Source organism: uncultured Chitinibacter sp., assembly GCF_945957625.1.
Taxonomy (GTDB): Bacteria; Pseudomonadota; Gammaproteobacteria; order Burkholderiales; family Chitinibacteraceae; genus Chitinibacter; species Chitinibacter tainanensis.
This window is the reverse complement of the sequence record NZ_CAMFLP010000013.1, coordinates 62473-78884: the sequence shown is the minus strand read 5'-3', so window position 1 is coordinate 78884 and position 16412 is coordinate 62473. Positions and strand designations below refer to the sequence as shown.

Below are 16412 nucleotides of genomic sequence, written 5' to 3'. Positions count from 1 at the left end.
CAAGGGTGAGCCCGCAATTGGCTCACAAAGCACCCGATATTGTAACGAAAAGCAAGCCACCGCGACCCGGGTCTAATCAAAAAAATACGATGAACTAAAATTAATAATTCATAAAGTCGATATGTTTTATCGACCTAATCGCACAGCGCCTTACTTACCTTGGCGCAGCGCCGCCACAGCCGCCGCACATTCGCTCACCAGGCTTGGGCCCTGATAAATCAGCCCGCTATATACCTGCACCATGGCCGCGCCAGCGCGGATTTTTTCGACTGCATCTTCGCCACTCATAATGCCGCCCACGCCAATAATCGGCAGTGCGCCATCCAGCACTTGCGCCAGCTCGCGAATCACCGAGGTAGACTTGGCCCGCACGGGCTCACCCGAAAGACCACCGGTTTCCTGGCCATGCGGCAGGTTTTCGACCCCGGTGCGCGACAGCGTGGTATTGGTGGCGATCACGCCATCAATCTGGTGCGTAACCAGCAGCTGGCCGATTTCCTGAATCTGGTTGTTATCCAGATCCGGCGCGATCTTCACCGCAATCGGCACATAGCGGCCATGCTGCTGGGCGAGTTTTTCCTGCTCGGCCTTCAGTTGCGCCAGCAAATCGCCCAGCTCATCACCCTGCTGCAGCTGGCGCAGATTTTTGGTATTCGGGCTAGAGATATTCACAGTGACATAGCTGGCAGCCGCATACACTTTGCGCAGACCAATCAGATAATCTTCCGCGGCTTTTTCTATGGGGGTATTGGCGTTTTTGCCAATATTGATGCCGAGTACACCGCGATACTGGGACTGGGTAACGTTATCGAGCAGATTATCGACGCCGCCATTATTAAAACCCATACGGTTGATAATGCCGCGCGCCTCCGGCAGGCGGAACAGGCGCGGCTTCGGGTTACCGGGCTGCGGGCGCGGTGTAACCGTGCCAATTTCCAGAAAACCAAAGCCCAGCTCGCCCAGCGCATCAATATAATCGCCGTTTTTATCCAGCCCCGCCGCCAGCCCCACCGGGTTGGCAAATTCAATCCCCATTACGGTCACCGGATCATTCGGTACGGTCGGGGCCAACGAGCGCAGAAAACCCAGGCTATTGAGCAGGCCCAATCCTTTAAACGCAGCGTGGTGCGCGCGCTCGGCTTCGAGCATAAACAATAGCGGTTTGGCGAGTTGATAAGCCATATTGTGTACCTTCTCCAGTGACACCAACGGCGCCCGCCGGGCACCATTGGCAAATTGCGGCGTATTTTCGCTGCTTGTTTTTAAGTTGCGCTACGTGTGGCTGGCTTAGCCGATGCGGTTTACGCACGCGTCGTAGGTGTTTTGCATCAATGTGGCCACGGTCATCAGGCCAACACCGCCCGGCACCGGTGTGATCCAGCTGGCGCGCTCTTTGGCGGTATCGAATTCCACATCGCCACACAGCTTGCCGCTTTCCAGACGATTGATACCCACGTCGATCACGATCGCGCCTTCTTTAATCCATTCACCCTTCACAAAATTCGGGATGCCCACGCCAGCCACCACCACATCCGCACCCGCCACTTTGGCGGCCAGATCTTTGGTTTTGCTGTGGCATACGGTCACCGTGGCACGCGCGAGCAAGAGCTCCAGCGCTTGCGGACGACCAACGATATTCGACGCGCCAATTACCACCGCATCTTTGCCCACCAGATCAATGCCGGTTTTTTCCAGCAAAGTCATCACCCCGCGTGGCGTGCATGGGCGCAGCAGCGGCATTTTCAAAGTGAGGCGACCGATATTATAGGGATGGAAACCATCCACATCTTTCACCGGATCGATCAGCTCGATCACCTTATCGGCATCGATGTGTTTAGGCAGTGGCAACTGCACCAGGATGCCATCCACATTGTCATTTTGATTCAGCTCGGCCACCAGTTTCAGGACATCGGCTTCGCTAGTCTCTGCGGGCAGATCGTAAGCCAGTGAGGTAATCCCGGCGTTTTCGCACTGGCGTTTTTTATTACCCACATACACCTGTGAGGCCGGATCGGAGCCCACCAGAATCACCGCCAGCGCTGGTGCGCGTTTGCCGGCCGCCACGCGGGCATCGACCTTGGCGCGCACTTCTTGAACGATTTCTTGGGAAATGGCTTTACCATCAAGGATCTGGGCAGTCATGGCGGGAAACTCCGGCAAATGGGCAAAAACGGGATTTTCGCATTGATCGGGCTTTTTTGCACTTTTTAGCAAAATTTTTTGGGGAAGCACTTGACGCCTGTGCAGCTGCTGCGTATAGTTCGGCCTTCTCTAGTCGGGGCGTAGCGCAGTCTGGTAGCGCACCTGGTTTGGGACCAGGTGGTCGTGAGTTCGAATCCCACCGCCCCGACCAAGAGACACACAAAGTATTGAATGTGCCCGTAGCTCAACTGGATAGAGCAACGGCCTTCTAAGCCGTAGGTTACAGGTTCGATTCCTGTCGGGTGCGCCAGCACACAGCGGCAGATTTCAAGGTTTTGTGGTGGCTGTAGCTCAGTTGGTAGAGTCCAGGATTGTGATTCCTGTTGTCGTGGGTTCGAGCCCCATCAGCCACCCCAAAGATAAAAAGCCCAGTCTTCGGACTGGGCTTTTTTGCGTCTATTAGCTAGCTCTCAAATACTGCCCGGCTAATGCACCGCCTGAATCAGCGGCACCACCTGCCCGAGCGCCACCACCTGCTGCGCAGCGCCTAGGGCAATTCCTTCTTTGGGCATGCCAAATACCACGCAGCTTTCTTCATCTTGCGCGTAGGTTTGTGCGCCCGCTTGGCGTAATTCAAGCAGGCCACGGGCGCCATCGTCGCCCATGCCAGTGAGCAAAAATGCCACCGTATTTTGCCCAGCAGCAACCGCCGCGGAGCGAAACAGCACATCCACCGATGGGCGATGGCGCGTAACTAGCGGGCCATCAATGACCTCTACGTAATATTCATTGCCATTGCGCCGCAATAGCAGATGCTTGCCCCCCGGGGCCAATAGCGCCAAACCGCGGCGCATCCGGTCATTATGCTGCGCTTCGCGCACTTCGATCTGGCTGAGCATATCCAGCCGATCGGCAAAGCTGGCGGTAAATTTTTCGGGCATATGTTGCACAATCGCCAGCGGCGGGCAGTCTGGCCGCAACTGCGGCAGAATCTGTTCGAGTGCTTGGGTGCCGCCGGTGGAAGTGCCGATCACCACGATTTTGGGCGTTGCAGGCACCTGGGCCTTGCTCGCCGGCGCGGGCAGCACCGCATCGGCGGTGAGCTTGGGCGCTACGCGCCGCTCTTGCGCACCACGGGCCAGCGGGTCATCAAAAGCAGGCATAGGGGTGGCGGGTATTGGCTTGGAGGGCAAGACAGGATTGATTTGCGGCGGCATACTAGCAGGGCGACGCAAGGCTGCACTGTCGTGTTCGGGTATAGGCGGTAAGTTCAGCTTTTGCACCTTGGCTTGGGCAGCAGCGCGAATCGCATGCACCAGCTCGCTACTGCTGGCGTGCATAAAATCGCGAAAACCAATCGCCGGTTTGTTGATCACGCACAGCGCCCCCGAGGCCAGCGCCAGCATGCTGAGCTCCACATTCCGCTCGGTCAGGGCCGACATCACCACCACCGGCGTGGGTTGCTCGCTCATAATGCGCCGCAAGAACGTAATGCCATCCATACGCGGCATGGCGATATCCAGCAGCAGCACATCGGGCCACTGCTTTTGCATTTTGTCGTAGGCAAACAGCGGGTCAAAGGCGGCACCAATCACCGTGATATCAGGCTCGCGCTGCAAAATCTCGCGCACCACCTGCCGCACAATCGCCGAATCATCGACGATCATCACTTTAATCGGCGCCGCGCTGCTCATACTAGCCCCTAGCCGTAGCGGTAAATCGATTGCGCGATTTGCGCCAAAGGCATCACCTCAGCCGCGGCCTCCAGCTTAATGGCCTCTTTGGGCATGCCGAACACCACGCAACTTTTTTCATCTTGCGCGATGGTGTGCGCGCCGGCTTCGCGCATTTCTTTCAGCCCCTTAGCGCCATCATCGCCCATACCGGTCATGATAATGCCCAGCGCATTGCGCCCGGCCGATTTCGCGGCGGAACGAAAGAGCACATCCACCGAGGGGCGATGCCGGCTGACTGGCGGGCCATCGATCACTTCCACATGATAAAACGCGCCGCTGCGCTGAATGGCCAAATGCCGCCCCCCGGGTGCAATCAGCGCGCGGCCCGGCATAATCCGGTCGCCATTGCTGGCTTCTTTGACTTCAATTTGGCAAATCCCATCCAGCCGGCGAGCAAAGGCGGCGGTAAATTGTTCGGGCATATGCTGCACAATCGCAATGCCCGGGCTGGTTTTGGGCAACTGGGTCAGCACGAATTCCAAGGCTTGCGTACCGCCGGTGGAGGTGCCGATAGCCACTATCCGCTCGGTGGTGCGAAACACCTCATGTCCGGTGGGCGCGGCCAAAATCACATCGGCCGCCAGTTTTTCCCGAATCGTGGGCAAGGCCCCTTTGTCTGCCGTGGCAGGCCTCGCCGCCGGCGCTTCGGGCTGGCGCAAACGATTCACCCGCGCCACCGACGCCGCGCGCACCGCATCGATCAGCATTTTGCGGTTTTCTTCGAGAAAACCTTTGACCCCCGCCATGGGCTTGGCAATCACATCTACCGCGCCAGCCGCCAGTGCCTGCATACTGATATCGGCGCCTTTCTGGGTGAGCGATGAGCAGATCACAATCGGCGTGGGGCGGGTGGCCATAATGTGTTTTAAGAAGGTAATGCCGTCCATCTTGGGCATTTCCACATCGAGCACAATCACATCCGGCCAGCGATGCTGCAGTTTTTCCTGCGCCATGATCGGGTCATGGGCCACATCGATAATCTGGATATCCCCCGCGCTACTGAGTTGTTGCCCCAATACCTGCCGTACCACGGCAGAATCATCTACCAGCATTACTTTGATGGTCATGGCGCCCCCTGGCCCCTTGGCTACGCCCGCTTGCGATAAATGCCGGCCTGCACTAAATCTAGTGGCAGCTGAAACCCGGTCAGGCTTTCCGAATGGCTCACCAGCAAATAACCGCCGGGTTGCAAGGCATCGATGCAGCGAAGCAGTACTGTGTTTTTAGTCTCGATATCAAAATAGATCAGCACATTGCGCAAAAAAATCACATCAAAGTGACCTAGGTCGGGTAACGCTTCATTCAAATTCACTAGCCGAAAATCCACCCGTTTGCGCAGCGCCGGCATGATGCGCAAGGTGTGGAGCTGCGCGCCCTGCCCTTTTAAACAGAAATCACGCAGATAGGCCGGCGGAATCCCTTCGCAGCGGCTCATCGGGTAGTGGCCTTGCTGCGCTTTGGCCAGCACTGGCTGGCTGATATCACTGCCCAGCAAATACCAAGTACCCTGCAGGCCTAAAAAGTCGCTGAGCATCATGGCAATGCTCCAGACTTCTTCCCCGGATGACGATGCGGCGCTCCACACCCGCAAGGCGCGGCCTACCGCCTGCGGCGAAAGCAAATAATGCTTAAACCATTGAAAATGCTTGGGTTCGCGAAAGAAATACGTTTCATGCGTGGTGAGCAAGTCGAGCGCCAATTGGCGCTCGGCTTCCTCGCTGCTGGCGAGCAGCACGCGAAAATAGGCTTCAAAGGTATCAATATTGCGCGCCTGCAGCCGCTTGATCAGCCGCTGATGCACCAGCGTTTTTTTCACCTCGGTGAGATTCACGCCGGTGCGTTCGCGCAACCATTGCTGGTAGCGCACAAAAGTAGCGTCGGTTAGCACAGGCATGGGCAGCAGGCTCGCTTAATGGCTCACATGCTCCTCGGCAGCGGCCTCGGCCACGTCCAGCGCAGTTTCGTCCAGCATGGCCAACTGTGCCATTTCCTCAACCGACAAGGCGCGGCTTAAATCCAGCAGCACCACAAAGCGATTTTGCACCTTGGCCATGCCGGCAATGAAATCCGATCGGATGTGATTGCCAAACTGCGGAGCAGGCACAATATCGCCATCGGCAATCGCCAGCACTTCGTGCACCGCATCTACCAGCACGCCAAAATACTGTTGCAGATCATCGTGTTCAATCTCGATGATCACCACACAAGTGCGGCGGCGTACTGTGGTTTCCCCTTTGCCAAAGCGCAGCGACAAATCAATCACCGGCACCACCGCGCCGCGCAAATTCATCACCCCGCGCACAAAGTCCGGCATCATCGGCACTTGCGTCATTGGCATGTATTCGAGGATTTCCTTGATCGCCAGAATCCCGATCGCGAAAGTCTCGCCGCAGAGCTGAAAAGTCAGATACTGCGAAAGATCAAGGTGCGCTTCCTCCTGCTGGACGCGCTCCTTGCTGGTTTTTAAGGCTAAAGCTCCCATGACACACCTCGCTTAGAAACGGGTGAATTCGGCGTCATCCAGCTCGCCACCTGATTTGGCGCCATAGCTATGCGCTTTGCCGCCGCCCTGCCCACTGCTGGCTTTGCGGCCAGCCCCACCGCGGCGGCGCCCGCTATTACCGCTCTCATCAAGCTTGAAGAAGGATACCAGCTCTTGCAGGTTTTCCGCCTGGCTGCTCAGCTCTTCCGCCGTAGAAGCCAGCTCTTCGCTCGAAGCCGAATTTTGTTGAGTGGTCAGATTACTTTGCTGCACCGAGGCATTCACTTGATTCACGCCACTGGCTTGCTCGGCCGCGGCAGCGGCAATTTCCTGCACCAGATCGGCCGTTTTGGTGCTGGAGCTGACCATTTCTTCCAGCAATTCGCCGGCGCGCTCGGCCAGCTTCACGCTGCTGCTGGCCACTTCGCCAATATCCTGCGCGGCCACCTGGCTGCGCTCGGCCAGCTTGCGCACTTCTGCCGCCACCACCGCAAAGCCCTTGCCCTGCTCACCGGCCCGCGCGGCTTCAATTGCGGCATTCAGCGCCAGCAGATTGGTCTGGTAGGCAATGTCGTCAATGATGCTGATTTTTTCAGCAATTTGGCGCATTGCCGCCACGGTTTGCCGCACGGTATCACCGCCATCGGTGGCTTCACGCGCCGCTTTGCTGGCGATTCCTTCGGTGATGCGGGCGTTTTCACTGGTTTGGCTAATCGATGAGGAAATTTCTTCCACCGAAGCCGAGGTTTCTTCGATGCTCGCGGCAGATTCGGCGGCGGTTTGCGCCAGCGATTGCGAGGTAGAGGTGAGCTGAATCGCGGCGGACGAAACATTATCGGCATTGGCCTTGATATCGCCCATCAGCGAACGCAGCTTATCGATGGTATTCGAAATCGAGGCGGCCAAACTGGTGGTGTCGCCCGGGCGCAGCGTGATATTCACCAAGAGATTACCGGCGGCCACTTCGCGCATCACATCACCCACATAGTGCGGCTCGCCACCCAAGACGCGGTTGAAGCTGCGCACCAGGAAGAACACCACACCGCAGGCCACCAAGATCGCAATCGCGGCCACCACCAGCAGTTGGAACAATGCCGTTTCGTAGCTGTGCATCGCATGCTCGGATTCTTCTTTGTTCTGCTTCACTTCGAGCTCGGCCAGCTTTTGCACAATGTCGTTGAGTTTATTGTTGGCTGGCAGGGCCTTGCTCAGCATGTATTCTTGGGCTTTTTCGTTATCGTTGTTTGCTCCAAGTCGAACAACTTCATCTGATGTAGCGCGCGCATCAGGCAGGGCACTTTCGATTTGCGCAGCTAGGTTTCTTTCTTCCTCGCTACTGGATTTACCCATGAGATTTTTAAAAGTACTGTTGTGCTGTTCAAATCTACTTTTGGCCGCCTGATAAGCGGTTGAAGCTTTATCGATCAGCCCTTTATCTGTCACGATAATCACAGTGCGCGTTTGTACCTGAGTTTCCTGCAAGGCGGTCAACATTTCGTAGGCGCTGACCATCTTGGCGTTATTCACCTCGGTAATCATGCGGATGTTTTCATTGAGCTTGAGGTAGCCGGCAATCGCCACCACCACCAGCAGTACCATCAGGGCCAAGACACCACCAAAACCAAGCAACAAGCGGGTTGCTACCGTCATTTGCTTATTCATTTTGCACTCTCCGTACTCAGGATGGGTATCTACCGCAACCCTAATGTTTATAATGCTTTCACACCTATACCCAACAAGAAATCAATGTAACTGCGCCCGGCCTTGTTCGGTTTGCCCGGCAAAATCGGCGACTTCTTTTTGCTTGGCAAACTCAATCAGCGCGGGCACATCCAGAATCAGCGCCACCTCACCCGAGCCTAAAATGGTTGAGCCGCTAATCGCCCGCAGATGGCTAAACAGCTGCCCCAGCGGTTTGATTACGGTTTGAAATTCGCCCAGCAGGTTATCCACCAGCAGGCCGGCTTTGCTCTCGCCGTAATTGACCACCACCACGTTTTGCCGCTTGCCCGGTGGCTCGCCCAGCTCGAGAAACTCCGACAGATTGAGCACCGGCAGCACCTCGCCGCGTAGATTCAGATGCGAGTGCGTACCGTCAGATTTCAGATCGTCCGGCACCTCAATGCACTCCACCACCACTTCCAGCGGAATGACGAAGGTTGATTTACCAATCTGCACCAAAAAGCCATCAATAATCGCCAGCGTGAGCGGCAGGCGAATGCGGAAATTGGTGCCCTCGCCTACGGCCGAATCGATATCAATCGTGCCGCGCAGGGCTTCCAGCCCGCGCTTCACCACATCCATCCCCACTCCACGGCCGGAGATATTGCTGATCTGCTCGGCAGTGGAAAAACCGGGCTCGAAAATCAGTTTGTAGATTTCGTTGTCGCTGAGCATGGCGTCGGTGCTAATCAGCCCGTTGGCCACCGCTTTGGCGACGATTTTGTCTTTGCGCAGGCCGCCGCCATCATCGGCCACTTCGATTACGATGCTGCCCGATTCGTGATAGGCATTGAGCCAAACATTGCCGGTGGCCGATTTGCCCGCTGCCAGCCGGGTTTCCACCGGCTCGATGCCGTGATCAATGGCATTGCGCACAATATGCATCAGCGGATCGCCGAGTTTTTCGACCATGGATTTATCCAGCTCGGTTTCCGCGCCGCTGATATGCAGCTCGATCGATTTACCCAGCTCCTTCGAAACATCGCGCACTACGCGAGGAAAGCGGCTAAAAATCTCACCGATCTGCACCATGCGCATCGAGAGCGTGCCGGCACGTATCTGCTCAATCAGCGTGGCGATGGTGGCGGTGGATTCGATCTGGGCGCTTTGGCCCGAGCGGCGGGCGATGAGGTTGGCGGCGGCCCCGGCGATGACCAGCTCGCCAATCAGATTGATCAGATTATCGAGTTTGCTGGCTTCCACCTTGATAAAGCGGGTTTCGGTGGTTTTGGTTTCTTTGTGTTCGGTTTTGCGGGCCACTGCGCCGCTGGCCTGCTTGGCGGCCTGAGCAAACTGCAAATTGCTCGCCAGAGGCGCCACCGCCTCAACAGCCGCCGCCTCGGTCACGACTTCGGCCTCGGCCTCGATAACTACCCCGAGCTGCTGCCAGGCCGCGGCCACCGCTTGCTGCTCGGCCTCATCCTGCCCCTGGGTGACGGTGGCCAGATAGCGGCCTGCTGTCGCCAGCGGGAAAATATGAATCTGGCTGCTTTCCCGCACAAACTCGAACACATCATTCAGTTTAGCCAGCGGCATAGTGCTGTGATACACCAGCTCAAAGCGCAAATAACATTGCTCGGGATCGAACGCATCGCCGCTAGGTAGCTGAGTGGCAATGGTTTGCAAGCCGCCCAGCTCGCCACTTTCGGCCAGATAGCGCACAAACGAGAGTGGATCCATACCATCGGCCAGCACTTCACGGCCAAAGCGCAAGGAAATGAGCCAGCTTTGCTCGGCCGCCGCTGGCGCTGGCGGCCAGCGGGCTGATATCGCCGCTGGTTTGCTGCCGGAAATAGGCTTTGAGCTCATCAATCAGCGGTGGCGCGGCCATGCTGGCGAGCACATCGGGGTGATCCAGCTCTTGCAGCATGGCTTTCACGTGATCGTGGCAGCGCAGCAGCAAGGTATTGAGCTCATCATCAAAGCTAAGCTCCCCCGCGCGCAAGGCATCGAGGACGTTTTCGGCTTCATGGGTAAAGCGCACAATCGCATCGAGGCCAAACAGGCCCGATGAGCCTTTGATGGTATGCATGGCGCGAAACATGGCATTGAGCTGTTCGCTATCGGGCTGCTGGCCCTGCACATCCATCAATATGCTCTCCATCGCGGCGAGCAATTCGTGGGCTTCATCCAGAAACGCCGGCAAGGCGCTATCGTATTCACTCATGGCCGGCTCCTTCGGACTGCACAATGTGGCTTAAACCCAGCACCGCCAGTACTTCGGCCAGCACCGCCGAGGGCTCACCAATAGTGAGCGGCCGCCCCAGCCGTTTAGCCTCAGGCACCAGCCACAGCAAAATCTGCACCAGTGAGGAATCCACCTCGGTAACACCGGCGAGCTCCAGCTGCAGGGGCTCATTGTGCTCATGCAGGGCTTGCCAGAGCTGGGTGTGGGTTTGCCGGGCCTGATAAATGGTTTGCTCACCGAGCAATTGAATAGTGTGTGTCATGCAGCACCCCGCTTAGGGCAAGACCAGCTTGGAAATCGCATCCAGCAGAATCGGCGGCTGAAATGGTTTTACCACCCAGGCCTTGGCGCCAGCGGCCTTGCCGGCGGCTTTTTTGGCTTCGTCGGCTTCGGTGGTCAGCATAATTACCGGGGTGAATTTATAGGCTGGCATTTGCTTCACTTGCGTCACGAAGGCAATGCCATCCATATTCGGCATATTCACATCCGAAACGATCAGGTTCACTTTTTGCCCGGTGAGCTTGCTCAGCGCATCTTTGCCATCGCACGCCTCGAGCACGTCATACCCTGCGCCCTTGAGGGCAATGCCGACCACGGTGCGCAGACTGGCCGAGTCATCAACGATCATGATTAATTTAGACATTGCCGCTCCTCAGAAAAAATCGACTGAAGTTGTAGGGGTATTGCTCGCAGAGCCAGATCGGCCGTGGTGTAGCGCCTTTTGCTCCAGGGTGGTATAGGTGCGTTCCAGCTCGCTAAGCCACAGCTGGCGATCAGGAAGCTGCCATTGTTCCTGGGTGAGATCGGCTTCGTGCAAGGCTTGCTGCAGCTTGTGGATATCGCCCACCACATGGCTTTGAATCTGCCCCACCCGATCTTGAAACTGCAGATTAACCAGCACTTCATCGACTTCGTGGCTGATCTGCCGGTTTTGGTGTTCCAGCTCTTGCAGGTTGTCGTTCAAAGCCTGAGTAGCAGCATGAAATTCGCCGATCACGCCCTGAATAACCTGCTCGGCCGACTGGATAATGCTTTGCTCTTCGCTTGAAAGCTCGCTGGTCAGGGTCAGGGTTTGGGCCATGGCCTGATTGATCAGATCGATTTTCTCGGTGATGTGTTTACCGGTGTCGCCCGATAGATTGGAGAGCTTGCGCACTTCATCGGCCACCACGGCAAAGCCCCGGCCCATTTCACCGGCGCGGGCGGCTTCAATGGCGGCATTGAGCGCTAGCAAATTGGTTTGATTGGCAATCGCGCTGACCGAAGTCCCCATTTGCTTGAGCTCGGCGGTAAAACTAGCCAGGCCGCGAATTTCATCCAACATGGTTTGCCGGCTTTCCACTGCGCGGTGCAGTGCTTCCAAAATCTGGCTAAGTTGCGTTTCCGAGCGGCTAATCATGCCGGGCAAATCGCTTTGGCTGCCGCCACTGGTGAGCGCCAGCGCGGCATTGAGCTGCTGATTAATCCCGACAAAGCGGTTGGCCAGGTTGCCGATGGCTTGTTCAGTCTGCTCGCGGGCCACATCCAGATTACGCGCCCAGATCGGCAACACCCCCAGCAAGAGCTCGCGCGCCTGCTGGGCAAACTGACCTAACCGTGTGGTGGCGTGATCGCGCTGAGGCTGCGCGTCTGAATTTGGTGTGGGGCTGGGGGCGCTGTGCCATGCGAGTGCGGCCGTTGCGGCTATGCACAATAATCCGGCCCACCAACTGGCATTGCCCAGCCATAACAGCAGCACTTGGGCAATGAGAATAATGGCTGTGAGAGCGATCCTGGGTGGCATCTCGCTCCTCCCTGCGGGTTGGTTGTTTTCAACCACCGTTCTAGCAGAGCAGTTTTGCGCTTGCCGAGATGCAAATGGGAGCGATTCTTACGCAAAAAGGAAGACAGAAGGGGATAAAGTCGCTGTCAGCAAGGCTTTGCGCCATGCTGACAGCGCCGCGCAAGCCCTGCTTGGGCTCGGTTTAGGGGCTACTTTACTGCTCAGTAGCCGACAAACGGCAGGGCGATTACTTACAGAGTGTCGTCTTGGCGCGAATCGGCTAGGGCGTAGTAAAACTGCCCGTGCTGGATGGTGGCTTCCAGAAAGCGGCGCCCGTAGCCGACTTCACGCCCGGCTTGCCGGTCTAGCTCACCCAGCGCCAACACCCAGTCGGCGCCATCGGGATATTCGGCGACCAGCAGGGTGAGTTCCAGCCAGTCTTCCAGCGAATTGGTGTATGCCATTTGCCGTGCCTCCGCTTAGCCGCAGGTGTTGCCGTGCAGCAATCAACCGCTGATTCAATTCGAGTATACGGGCTGGTGCGGGCCGAAAAATGAAGAATTGGTGACGGTGAAATGGTGGGGGCGGGGGCTGCGGCTAGCTTTGGATTTGCGCCACACCCTGATTGGCCAAGGCATCGGCCCGCTCATTGCCCGGATTGCCCGCATGCCCTTTCACCCAGCGCCACTGCACCGCATGCCGCGCCACTTGTTCATCCAGCGCGCGCCACAGGTCTTCATTTTTAACCGGCTTTTTGTCGGCGGTTTTCCAGCCGTTGCGTTTCCAGCCGTGAATCCAGCTTTCAATGCCGTTTTTGACGTATTGCGAGTCGGTATGGATGGTGACTTCGCAATGGCGAGTGAGTGCGGCCAGCGCCGAGATCACCGCCAGCAGCTCCATCCGGTTGTTGGTGGTATGGGCTTCGCCGCCGCAGAGCTCTTTTTCATGCGCGCCATAGCGCAGATAAGCGCCCCAGCCGCCGGGGCCCGGGTTACCTTTGCAGGCGCCATCGGTATAAATTTCGACCATCACTGCGTCTCTTTGGCGTTGGCCTGTCGATTGGGAAGCGGCGTATTTTACGCGCCGCTGGCAGTTTTGGGCGAGTGGCTAGCGCCCGTCCCAAGTTCAGCCTATACACCCCTAATGTATAGCTCTGAAAATATTAAAATCCAAGGGCCGCATCAATATACCCTGTCTTTACTTGCAGCGATCTTTCTCGGCTTGCAGCCGCATTTTCTCGACCACCGCGGCGGCATTGCGTGCGGGCACGTGCACGGTGCGCCATTCGGGCTCGATGATGGTCATGCCGCTCACGCGTTTCACTACATCCAGGCAATACACGCCGCCACCGGCCGGCCATAAACGATCGCCGGCGCGTTCCAGAAAACGGCTTTTTTCCAGCCAGCCCTTGCGTTGCAGCGGTGGGCGATAGCAAAGAAATTCACCACGCAGCAGTTGTAAATCCAGCAAGCGCAACCAGTCTTTGAGTCGCTGCGGCGCCAGAAACTGCCCTTGCCAGGCAACTTCATTGGCCTTGAGCCGGCGCAAGCCCCACAAGCTCCAGGGATTAAATCCGGTGATCAATAGCCGCCCTTCCGGCATCAGCACGCGCTCGGCCTCGCGCAACACGCTGTGCGGGTCGGTGGCAAAATCCAGCGTATGCGGCAGCACCAGCAAATCCAGTGATTGAGAGGCCAGCGGCAGGGCATCGGCCTGGCAGGCCAGCTGTGTGCCCGCGGCCGCGCCGGCGATCAGCCGCCATGGCATGCGATTGGCGCGCAGGCAATCCATTTGTGGTAATTCCAGTTGCACCGCCTTGTAGCCAAAGATATCCACCGTGGTACGATCAAACCAAGCGGCCTCGCTATCGCGCACATATTGCCCGAGCGGGGTGGCCAGCCAGGCGGCAAACTGCTCGACTGGTGTATTCATGCTGGAACCTGACTGGGCATACTCATGTTGACACTCACCGCGCTTCCCATCTTTAGCGACAATTATATTTGGCTACTGCACAACGAACAGGCGGTCATCGCCGTTGATCCGGGTGAGGCCGCGCCGCTGCAAGCCTGGCTGACGGCCCGCGGGGCTCAGCTCGCTGGCATTTTGATCACCCACCATCATCACGATCATACCGGCGGCTTGGCCGCACTGGCCAGCCCCGCGCTGCCGATCTACGGCCCGGCCGGCGTGGCGCAGGTGAATAGACCACTGGTGGGGGGCGAGAGTTTCACCCTGCTAGAGACGCCCATCGAAGTCATTGCCACCCCGGGGCATACGCTGGATCACCTGAGCTACCTTGTAGCCGACAGGCTGTTTTGCGGCGACACCTTGTTTTCAGCCGGCTGTGGGCGCTTGTTTGAAGGCACACCAGCGCAAATGCTAGCCAGCCTGCAGCGTTTAGCTGCCCTGCCCGCGCGCACACAGGTGTGCTGCACGCATGAATACACCGCCAGCAATCTGCGCTTTGCCCGCCATCTCGAGCCCGAAAATGCCACCTTGGCCCAGCGCGAAGCCGAAGTGCTGGCCCTGCGTGCGGCGGGCAAGGCGAGCCTACCGAGCAACATGGGCCTTGAGCTTGCCACCAACCCGTTTTTGCGCTGTGGTGAAGCACCAATTCAGGCCGCTGCCCAGCGCTTTAGCCCCGGGATCAGTGGCGAGCTGGCCACCTTTACTGCCCTGCGCGAATGGAAAAATCAGTTTTAGGCGTGAAACACGCTAAACAACTGATCATGCAACTGAATTTGCCGCCAATCTTGATTGACACGGCCAGAAAGCGCCGTTTACCATCGCAGGATTAGCAATATCTGAAACAGGATCCGGGCCCATGATGCGTCGCCTGTGCGCTGCCTGCCTGGCAGCCGCCTTTTCCCTGCCCGTGCTGGCCTTTGAATCTGGCAAACTCGATTACGAATTTCGCAGCGCAGCTCAGCTCCCTGCGGACACCCAAGCCACCGTTATCCAGCTGTTTAACGATGCCAATCCATTAGTGCAACGCGATATCTGGGAGCGCATCCGCACCGGTTTTGCGATTCCCGATATTGATAGCCCGCTGGTCACCAAATGGGAAAACTATTACGCCAGCCGGCCTGATTATCTAAACCGGATTATCGAGCGCAGTAGCCGCTATCTGTATCACGTGGTGAATGAAGTCGAGCGCCGCAATATGCCGATGGAAATGGCGCTCTTGCCGATGATCGAATCGGCCTACAACCCGAAAGCCGAATCACCGGCCAAAGCCGCCGGCATGTGGCAATTTATCCCTGCCACCGGCAAGCGCTACGGTCTGGAGCGCACCTGGTGGTATGACGGCCGCCGCGATGTGGTTGCCGCCACCGATGCTGCCCTGTCTTATTTGCAAGACATTCACGGCATGTTCGATGACTGGCAATTGGCGCTGGCTTCCTACAACTGGGGCGAAAATGCGGTAAAACGCGCAGTTGAACGCAATAGCGCCGCGGGCCTGTCTACCGCGTATATCGATTTGCGCATGCCGGACGAAACGCGCAATTACGTACCGAAACTGCTCGCGATTCGTAACATCATCGCCGATCCGGCAGCTTATGGCGTCGAACTGCGCAAGATTCCGAATCAGCCGTATTTTGTGACGCTGCAACCGGGCAAACACATGGATGTGTCGGTGGCTGCCAAGCTGGCGGGCATCAGCGTCGAAGAATTACTGCGCCTCAACCCTGGCTTTATCCGCCCGGTAATCGCCCACAAAGACGAGCGCAAACTGGTGTTGCCGCTGGAGAAAAAAGAGCAGTTCGAGCGCAACTTGGCGCAGTACGAGCAGCCACTACTGAATTGGCAGCCCTATGTGACCAAACCGGGCGAAAACCTGAGCCAGCTGGCCAGCACCTTTGGCATTGATGTCGACGAGCTGCGCGACATTAACGACATTGGCAACCGCGATACCGTGGCCCGCGGGCAAACGATTCTGGTGCCTAAAGTAGCGGGGCTGGATGTCTCCGAGCGCCAGACTTTGGCCGCGCTGCACAAAAACCGTGAAGCCGATGCGATTGATACCGGCGAGAAAGATCAGCCCAAGCCGGTGCTAGCCGCCGCGAGCAAAGCGGAAAAAGGCGCGCGGGAACACAAGGTGGCTAAAGGCGATACGCTGTTTAATATCGCCCGCCGCTATAACCTGAGCGTGGCGGAACTCAAAGCGCTGAACGGTTTGAAATCCACACAAGTGGCGCTGGGCGACACCCTGCGCGTGGGTATTGCGCCACCCAAAGCCTATGTGGTGAAACGCGGCGATACGCTGGCCTCGATTGCCCGCAAGCTCAATGTCGATCTGGCCGAGCTGAAAAAACAAAACCGCAAACCGCTCTCGCCCGGCATGACCGTGGTGATGAATTAAGCGTTTTTACCGCTGAC

General features: G+C 57.4%; 17 protein-coding genes and 3 tRNA genes. 5 read left to right on the top strand and 15 right to left on the bottom strand.

Features of this window, described 5'->3' with window-relative positions:
• Positions 1 to 150: 150 nt before the first annotated feature.
• Both QV747_RS13890 and folD read right to left on the bottom strand, forming a co-directional pair.
• On the bottom strand, positions 151 to 1182 hold the full coding sequence (locus QV747_RS13890) for a quinone-dependent dihydroorotate dehydrogenase (RefSeq protein ID WP_273430006.1): 1032 nt from the start codon (positions 1180 to 1182) through the stop codon (positions 151 to 153).
• A 105-nt stretch (positions 1183 to 1287) separates the two neighbouring features.
• Positions 1288 to 2142 (bottom strand): bifunctional methylenetetrahydrofolate dehydrogenase/methenyltetrahydrofolate cyclohydrolase FolD, encoded by an 855-nt coding sequence (gene folD / locus QV747_RS13885; protein WP_273430004.1) that lies wholly within the window; start codon positions 2140 to 2142, stop codon positions 1288 to 1290.
• A gap of 134 nt (positions 2143 to 2276) precedes the next feature.
• Between folD and QV747_RS13880 the strand changes: the two genes are divergently transcribed.
• From QV747_RS13880 to QV747_RS13870, 3 genes are all read left to right on the top strand, one after another.
• Positions 2277 to 2353: transfer RNA gene (locus tag QV747_RS13880), tRNA-Pro, on the top strand.
• Positions 2354 to 2375: 22 nt separating this feature from the next.
• A tRNA-Arg gene (locus tag QV747_RS13875) sits at positions 2376 to 2452 on the top strand.
• A gap of 30 nt (positions 2453 to 2482) precedes the next feature.
• Positions 2483 to 2558 (top strand) — tRNA-His (locus tag QV747_RS13870).
• 69 nt (positions 2559 to 2627) lie between these two features.
• Here QV747_RS13870 and QV747_RS13865 read toward each other — a convergent pair.
• The 13 genes from QV747_RS13865 to QV747_RS13805 form a co-directional block, all read right to left on the bottom strand.
• The gene (locus QV747_RS13865; RefSeq protein ID WP_273430002.1) at positions 2628 to 3836 is read right to left on the bottom strand and encodes a chemotaxis response regulator protein-glutamate methylesterase; all 1209 of its coding nucleotides are present in this window, start codon (positions 3834 to 3836) and stop codon (positions 2628 to 2630) included.
• An 8-nt stretch (positions 3837 to 3844) separates the two neighbouring features.
• On the bottom strand, positions 3845 to 4945 hold the full coding sequence (locus QV747_RS13860) for a chemotaxis response regulator protein-glutamate methylesterase (protein ID WP_273429999.1): 1101 nt from the start codon (positions 4943 to 4945) through the stop codon (positions 3845 to 3847).
• 20 nt (positions 4946 to 4965) lie between these two features.
• Entirely contained in the window at positions 4966 to 5772 is an 807-nt protein-coding gene (locus QV747_RS13855) for a protein-glutamate O-methyltransferase CheR (protein ID WP_273429998.1), read from the bottom strand.
• Between the two features lie 15 nt (positions 5773 to 5787).
• Entirely contained in the window at positions 5788 to 6360 is a 573-nt protein-coding gene (locus QV747_RS13850) for a chemotaxis protein CheW (RefSeq protein ID WP_273429996.1), read from the bottom strand.
• Positions 6361 to 6372: 12 nt separating this feature from the next.
• The gene (locus QV747_RS13845; protein ID WP_273429994.1) at positions 6373 to 8022 is read right to left on the bottom strand and encodes a methyl-accepting chemotaxis protein; all 1650 of its coding nucleotides are present in this window, start codon (positions 8020 to 8022) and stop codon (positions 6373 to 6375) included.
• A gap of 81 nt (positions 8023 to 8103) precedes the next feature.
• Positions 8104 to 9891, bottom strand: a complete 1788-nt coding sequence (locus QV747_RS13840) for a chemotaxis protein CheA (protein WP_288791519.1) — start codon at positions 9889 to 9891, stop codon at positions 8104 to 8106.
• Positions 9779 to 10249, bottom strand: coding sequence for an Hpt domain-containing protein (locus QV747_RS13835; RefSeq protein ID WP_288791518.1), 471 nt, complete (start codon positions 10247 to 10249; stop codon positions 9779 to 9781). The genes QV747_RS13840 and QV747_RS13835 overlap by 113 nt, the downstream gene beginning before the upstream one ends.
• Positions 10242 to 10532, bottom strand: coding sequence for a lipid asymmetry maintenance protein MlaB (locus QV747_RS13830; RefSeq protein WP_273429991.1), 291 nt, complete (start codon positions 10530 to 10532; stop codon positions 10242 to 10244). Before QV747_RS13830 ends, QV747_RS13835 begins: the two co-directional genes overlap by 8 nt.
• A 12-nt stretch (positions 10533 to 10544) precedes the next feature.
• The gene (locus QV747_RS13825) at positions 10545 to 10913 is read right to left on the bottom strand and encodes a response regulator (protein WP_047392950.1); all 369 of its coding nucleotides are present in this window, start codon (positions 10911 to 10913) and stop codon (positions 10545 to 10547) included.
• Between the two features lie 9 nt (positions 10914 to 10922).
• Positions 10923 to 12053 carry a methyl-accepting chemotaxis protein gene (locus QV747_RS13820; RefSeq protein ID WP_273429989.1) on the bottom strand — a complete coding sequence of 377 codons (1131 nt, stop codon included), beginning with the start codon at positions 12051 to 12053 and terminating at the stop codon, positions 10923 to 10925.
• A gap of 230 nt (positions 12054 to 12283) precedes the next feature.
• Positions 12284 to 12496: a hypothetical protein gene (locus QV747_RS13815; RefSeq protein WP_028449912.1), complete on the bottom strand. Its 213-nt coding sequence runs from the start codon at positions 12494 to 12496 to the stop codon at positions 12284 to 12286.
• 133 nt (positions 12497 to 12629) lie between these two features.
• Positions 12630 to 13061 carry a ribonuclease HI gene (gene rnhA / locus QV747_RS13810; protein WP_028449913.1) on the bottom strand — a complete coding sequence of 144 codons (432 nt, stop codon included), beginning with the start codon at positions 13059 to 13061 and terminating at the stop codon, positions 12630 to 12632.
• A gap of 168 nt (positions 13062 to 13229) precedes the next feature.
• A complete protein-coding gene (locus QV747_RS13805) occupies positions 13230 to 13964 on the bottom strand; it encodes a class I SAM-dependent methyltransferase (RefSeq protein ID WP_273429986.1) in 735 nt (244 codons plus the stop codon).
• A 24-nt stretch (positions 13965 to 13988) separates the two neighbouring features.
• Between QV747_RS13805 and gloB the strand changes: the two genes are divergently transcribed.
• The gene (gene gloB, locus QV747_RS13800; protein WP_273429984.1) at positions 13989 to 14735 is read left to right on the top strand and encodes a hydroxyacylglutathione hydrolase; all 747 of its coding nucleotides are present in this window, start codon (positions 13989 to 13991) and stop codon (positions 14733 to 14735) included.
• A gap of 121 nt (positions 14736 to 14856) precedes the next feature.
• Positions 14857 to 16395, top strand: a complete 1539-nt coding sequence (locus tag QV747_RS13795; protein WP_051258904.1) for a LysM peptidoglycan-binding domain-containing protein — start codon at positions 14857 to 14859, stop codon at positions 16393 to 16395.
• Positions 16396 to 16412: the final 17 nt, after the last annotated feature.

Excerpts from the sequence above, each read along its gene's own strand:
- QV747_RS13865 (WP_273430002.1), bottom strand. The coding sequence starts at position 3,836 with ATGAGCAGCGCGGCGCCGATTAAAGTGATGATCGTCGATGATTCGGCG.
- QV747_RS13830 (WP_273429991.1), bottom strand. The coding sequence starts at position 10,532 with ATGACACACACTATTCAATTGCTCGGTGAGCAAACCATTTATCAGGCC.
- QV747_RS13860 (WP_273429999.1), bottom strand. The coding sequence starts at position 4,945 with ATGACCATCAAAGTAATGCTGGTAGATGATTCTGCCGTGGTACGGCAG.
- rnhA (WP_028449913.1), bottom strand. The coding sequence starts at position 13,061 with ATGGTCGAAATTTATACCGATGGCGCCTGCAAAGGTAACCCGGGCCCC.
- QV747_RS13890 (WP_273430006.1), bottom strand. The coding sequence starts at position 1,182 with ATGGCTTATCAACTCGCCAAACCGCTATTGTTTATGCTCGAAGCCGAG.
- QV747_RS13805 (WP_273429986.1), bottom strand. The coding sequence starts at position 13,964 with ATGAATACACCAGTCGAGCAGTTTGCCGCCTGGCTGGCCACCCCGCTC.
- QV747_RS13835 (WP_288791518.1), bottom strand. The coding sequence starts at position 10,249 with ATGAGTGAATACGATAGCGCCTTGCCGGCGTTTCTGGATGAAGCCCAC.
- QV747_RS13850 (WP_273429996.1), bottom strand. The coding sequence starts at position 6,360 with ATGGGAGCTTTAGCCTTAAAAACCAGCAAGGAGCGCGTCCAGCAGGAG.
- folD (WP_273430004.1), bottom strand. The coding sequence starts at position 2,142 with ATGACTGCCCAGATCCTTGATGGTAAAGCCATTTCCCAAGAAATCGTT.
- QV747_RS13840 (WP_288791519.1), bottom strand. The coding sequence starts at position 9,891 with ATGAGCTCAAAGCCTATTTCCGGCAGCAAACCAGCGGCGATATCAGCC.
- QV747_RS13845 (WP_273429994.1), bottom strand. The coding sequence starts at position 8,022 with ATGAATAAGCAAATGACGGTAGCAACCCGCTTGTTGCTTGGTTTTGGT.
- QV747_RS13820 (WP_273429989.1), bottom strand. The coding sequence starts at position 12,053 with ATGCCACCCAGGATCGCTCTCACAGCCATTATTCTCATTGCCCAAGTG.
- QV747_RS13855 (WP_273429998.1), bottom strand. The coding sequence starts at position 5,772 with ATGCCTGTGCTAACCGACGCTACTTTTGTGCGCTACCAGCAATGGTTG.
- QV747_RS13795 (WP_051258904.1), top strand. The coding sequence starts at position 14,857 with ATGATGCGTCGCCTGTGCGCTGCCTGCCTGGCAGCCGCCTTTTCCCTG.
- gloB (WP_273429984.1), top strand. The coding sequence starts at position 13,989 with ATGTTGACACTCACCGCGCTTCCCATCTTTAGCGACAATTATATTTGG.
- QV747_RS13825 (WP_047392950.1), bottom strand. The coding sequence starts at position 10,913 with ATGTCTAAATTAATCATGATCGTTGATGACTCGGCCAGTCTGCGCACC.
- QV747_RS13815 (WP_028449912.1), bottom strand. The coding sequence starts at position 12,496 with ATGGCATACACCAATTCGCTGGAAGACTGGCTGGAACTCACCCTGCTG.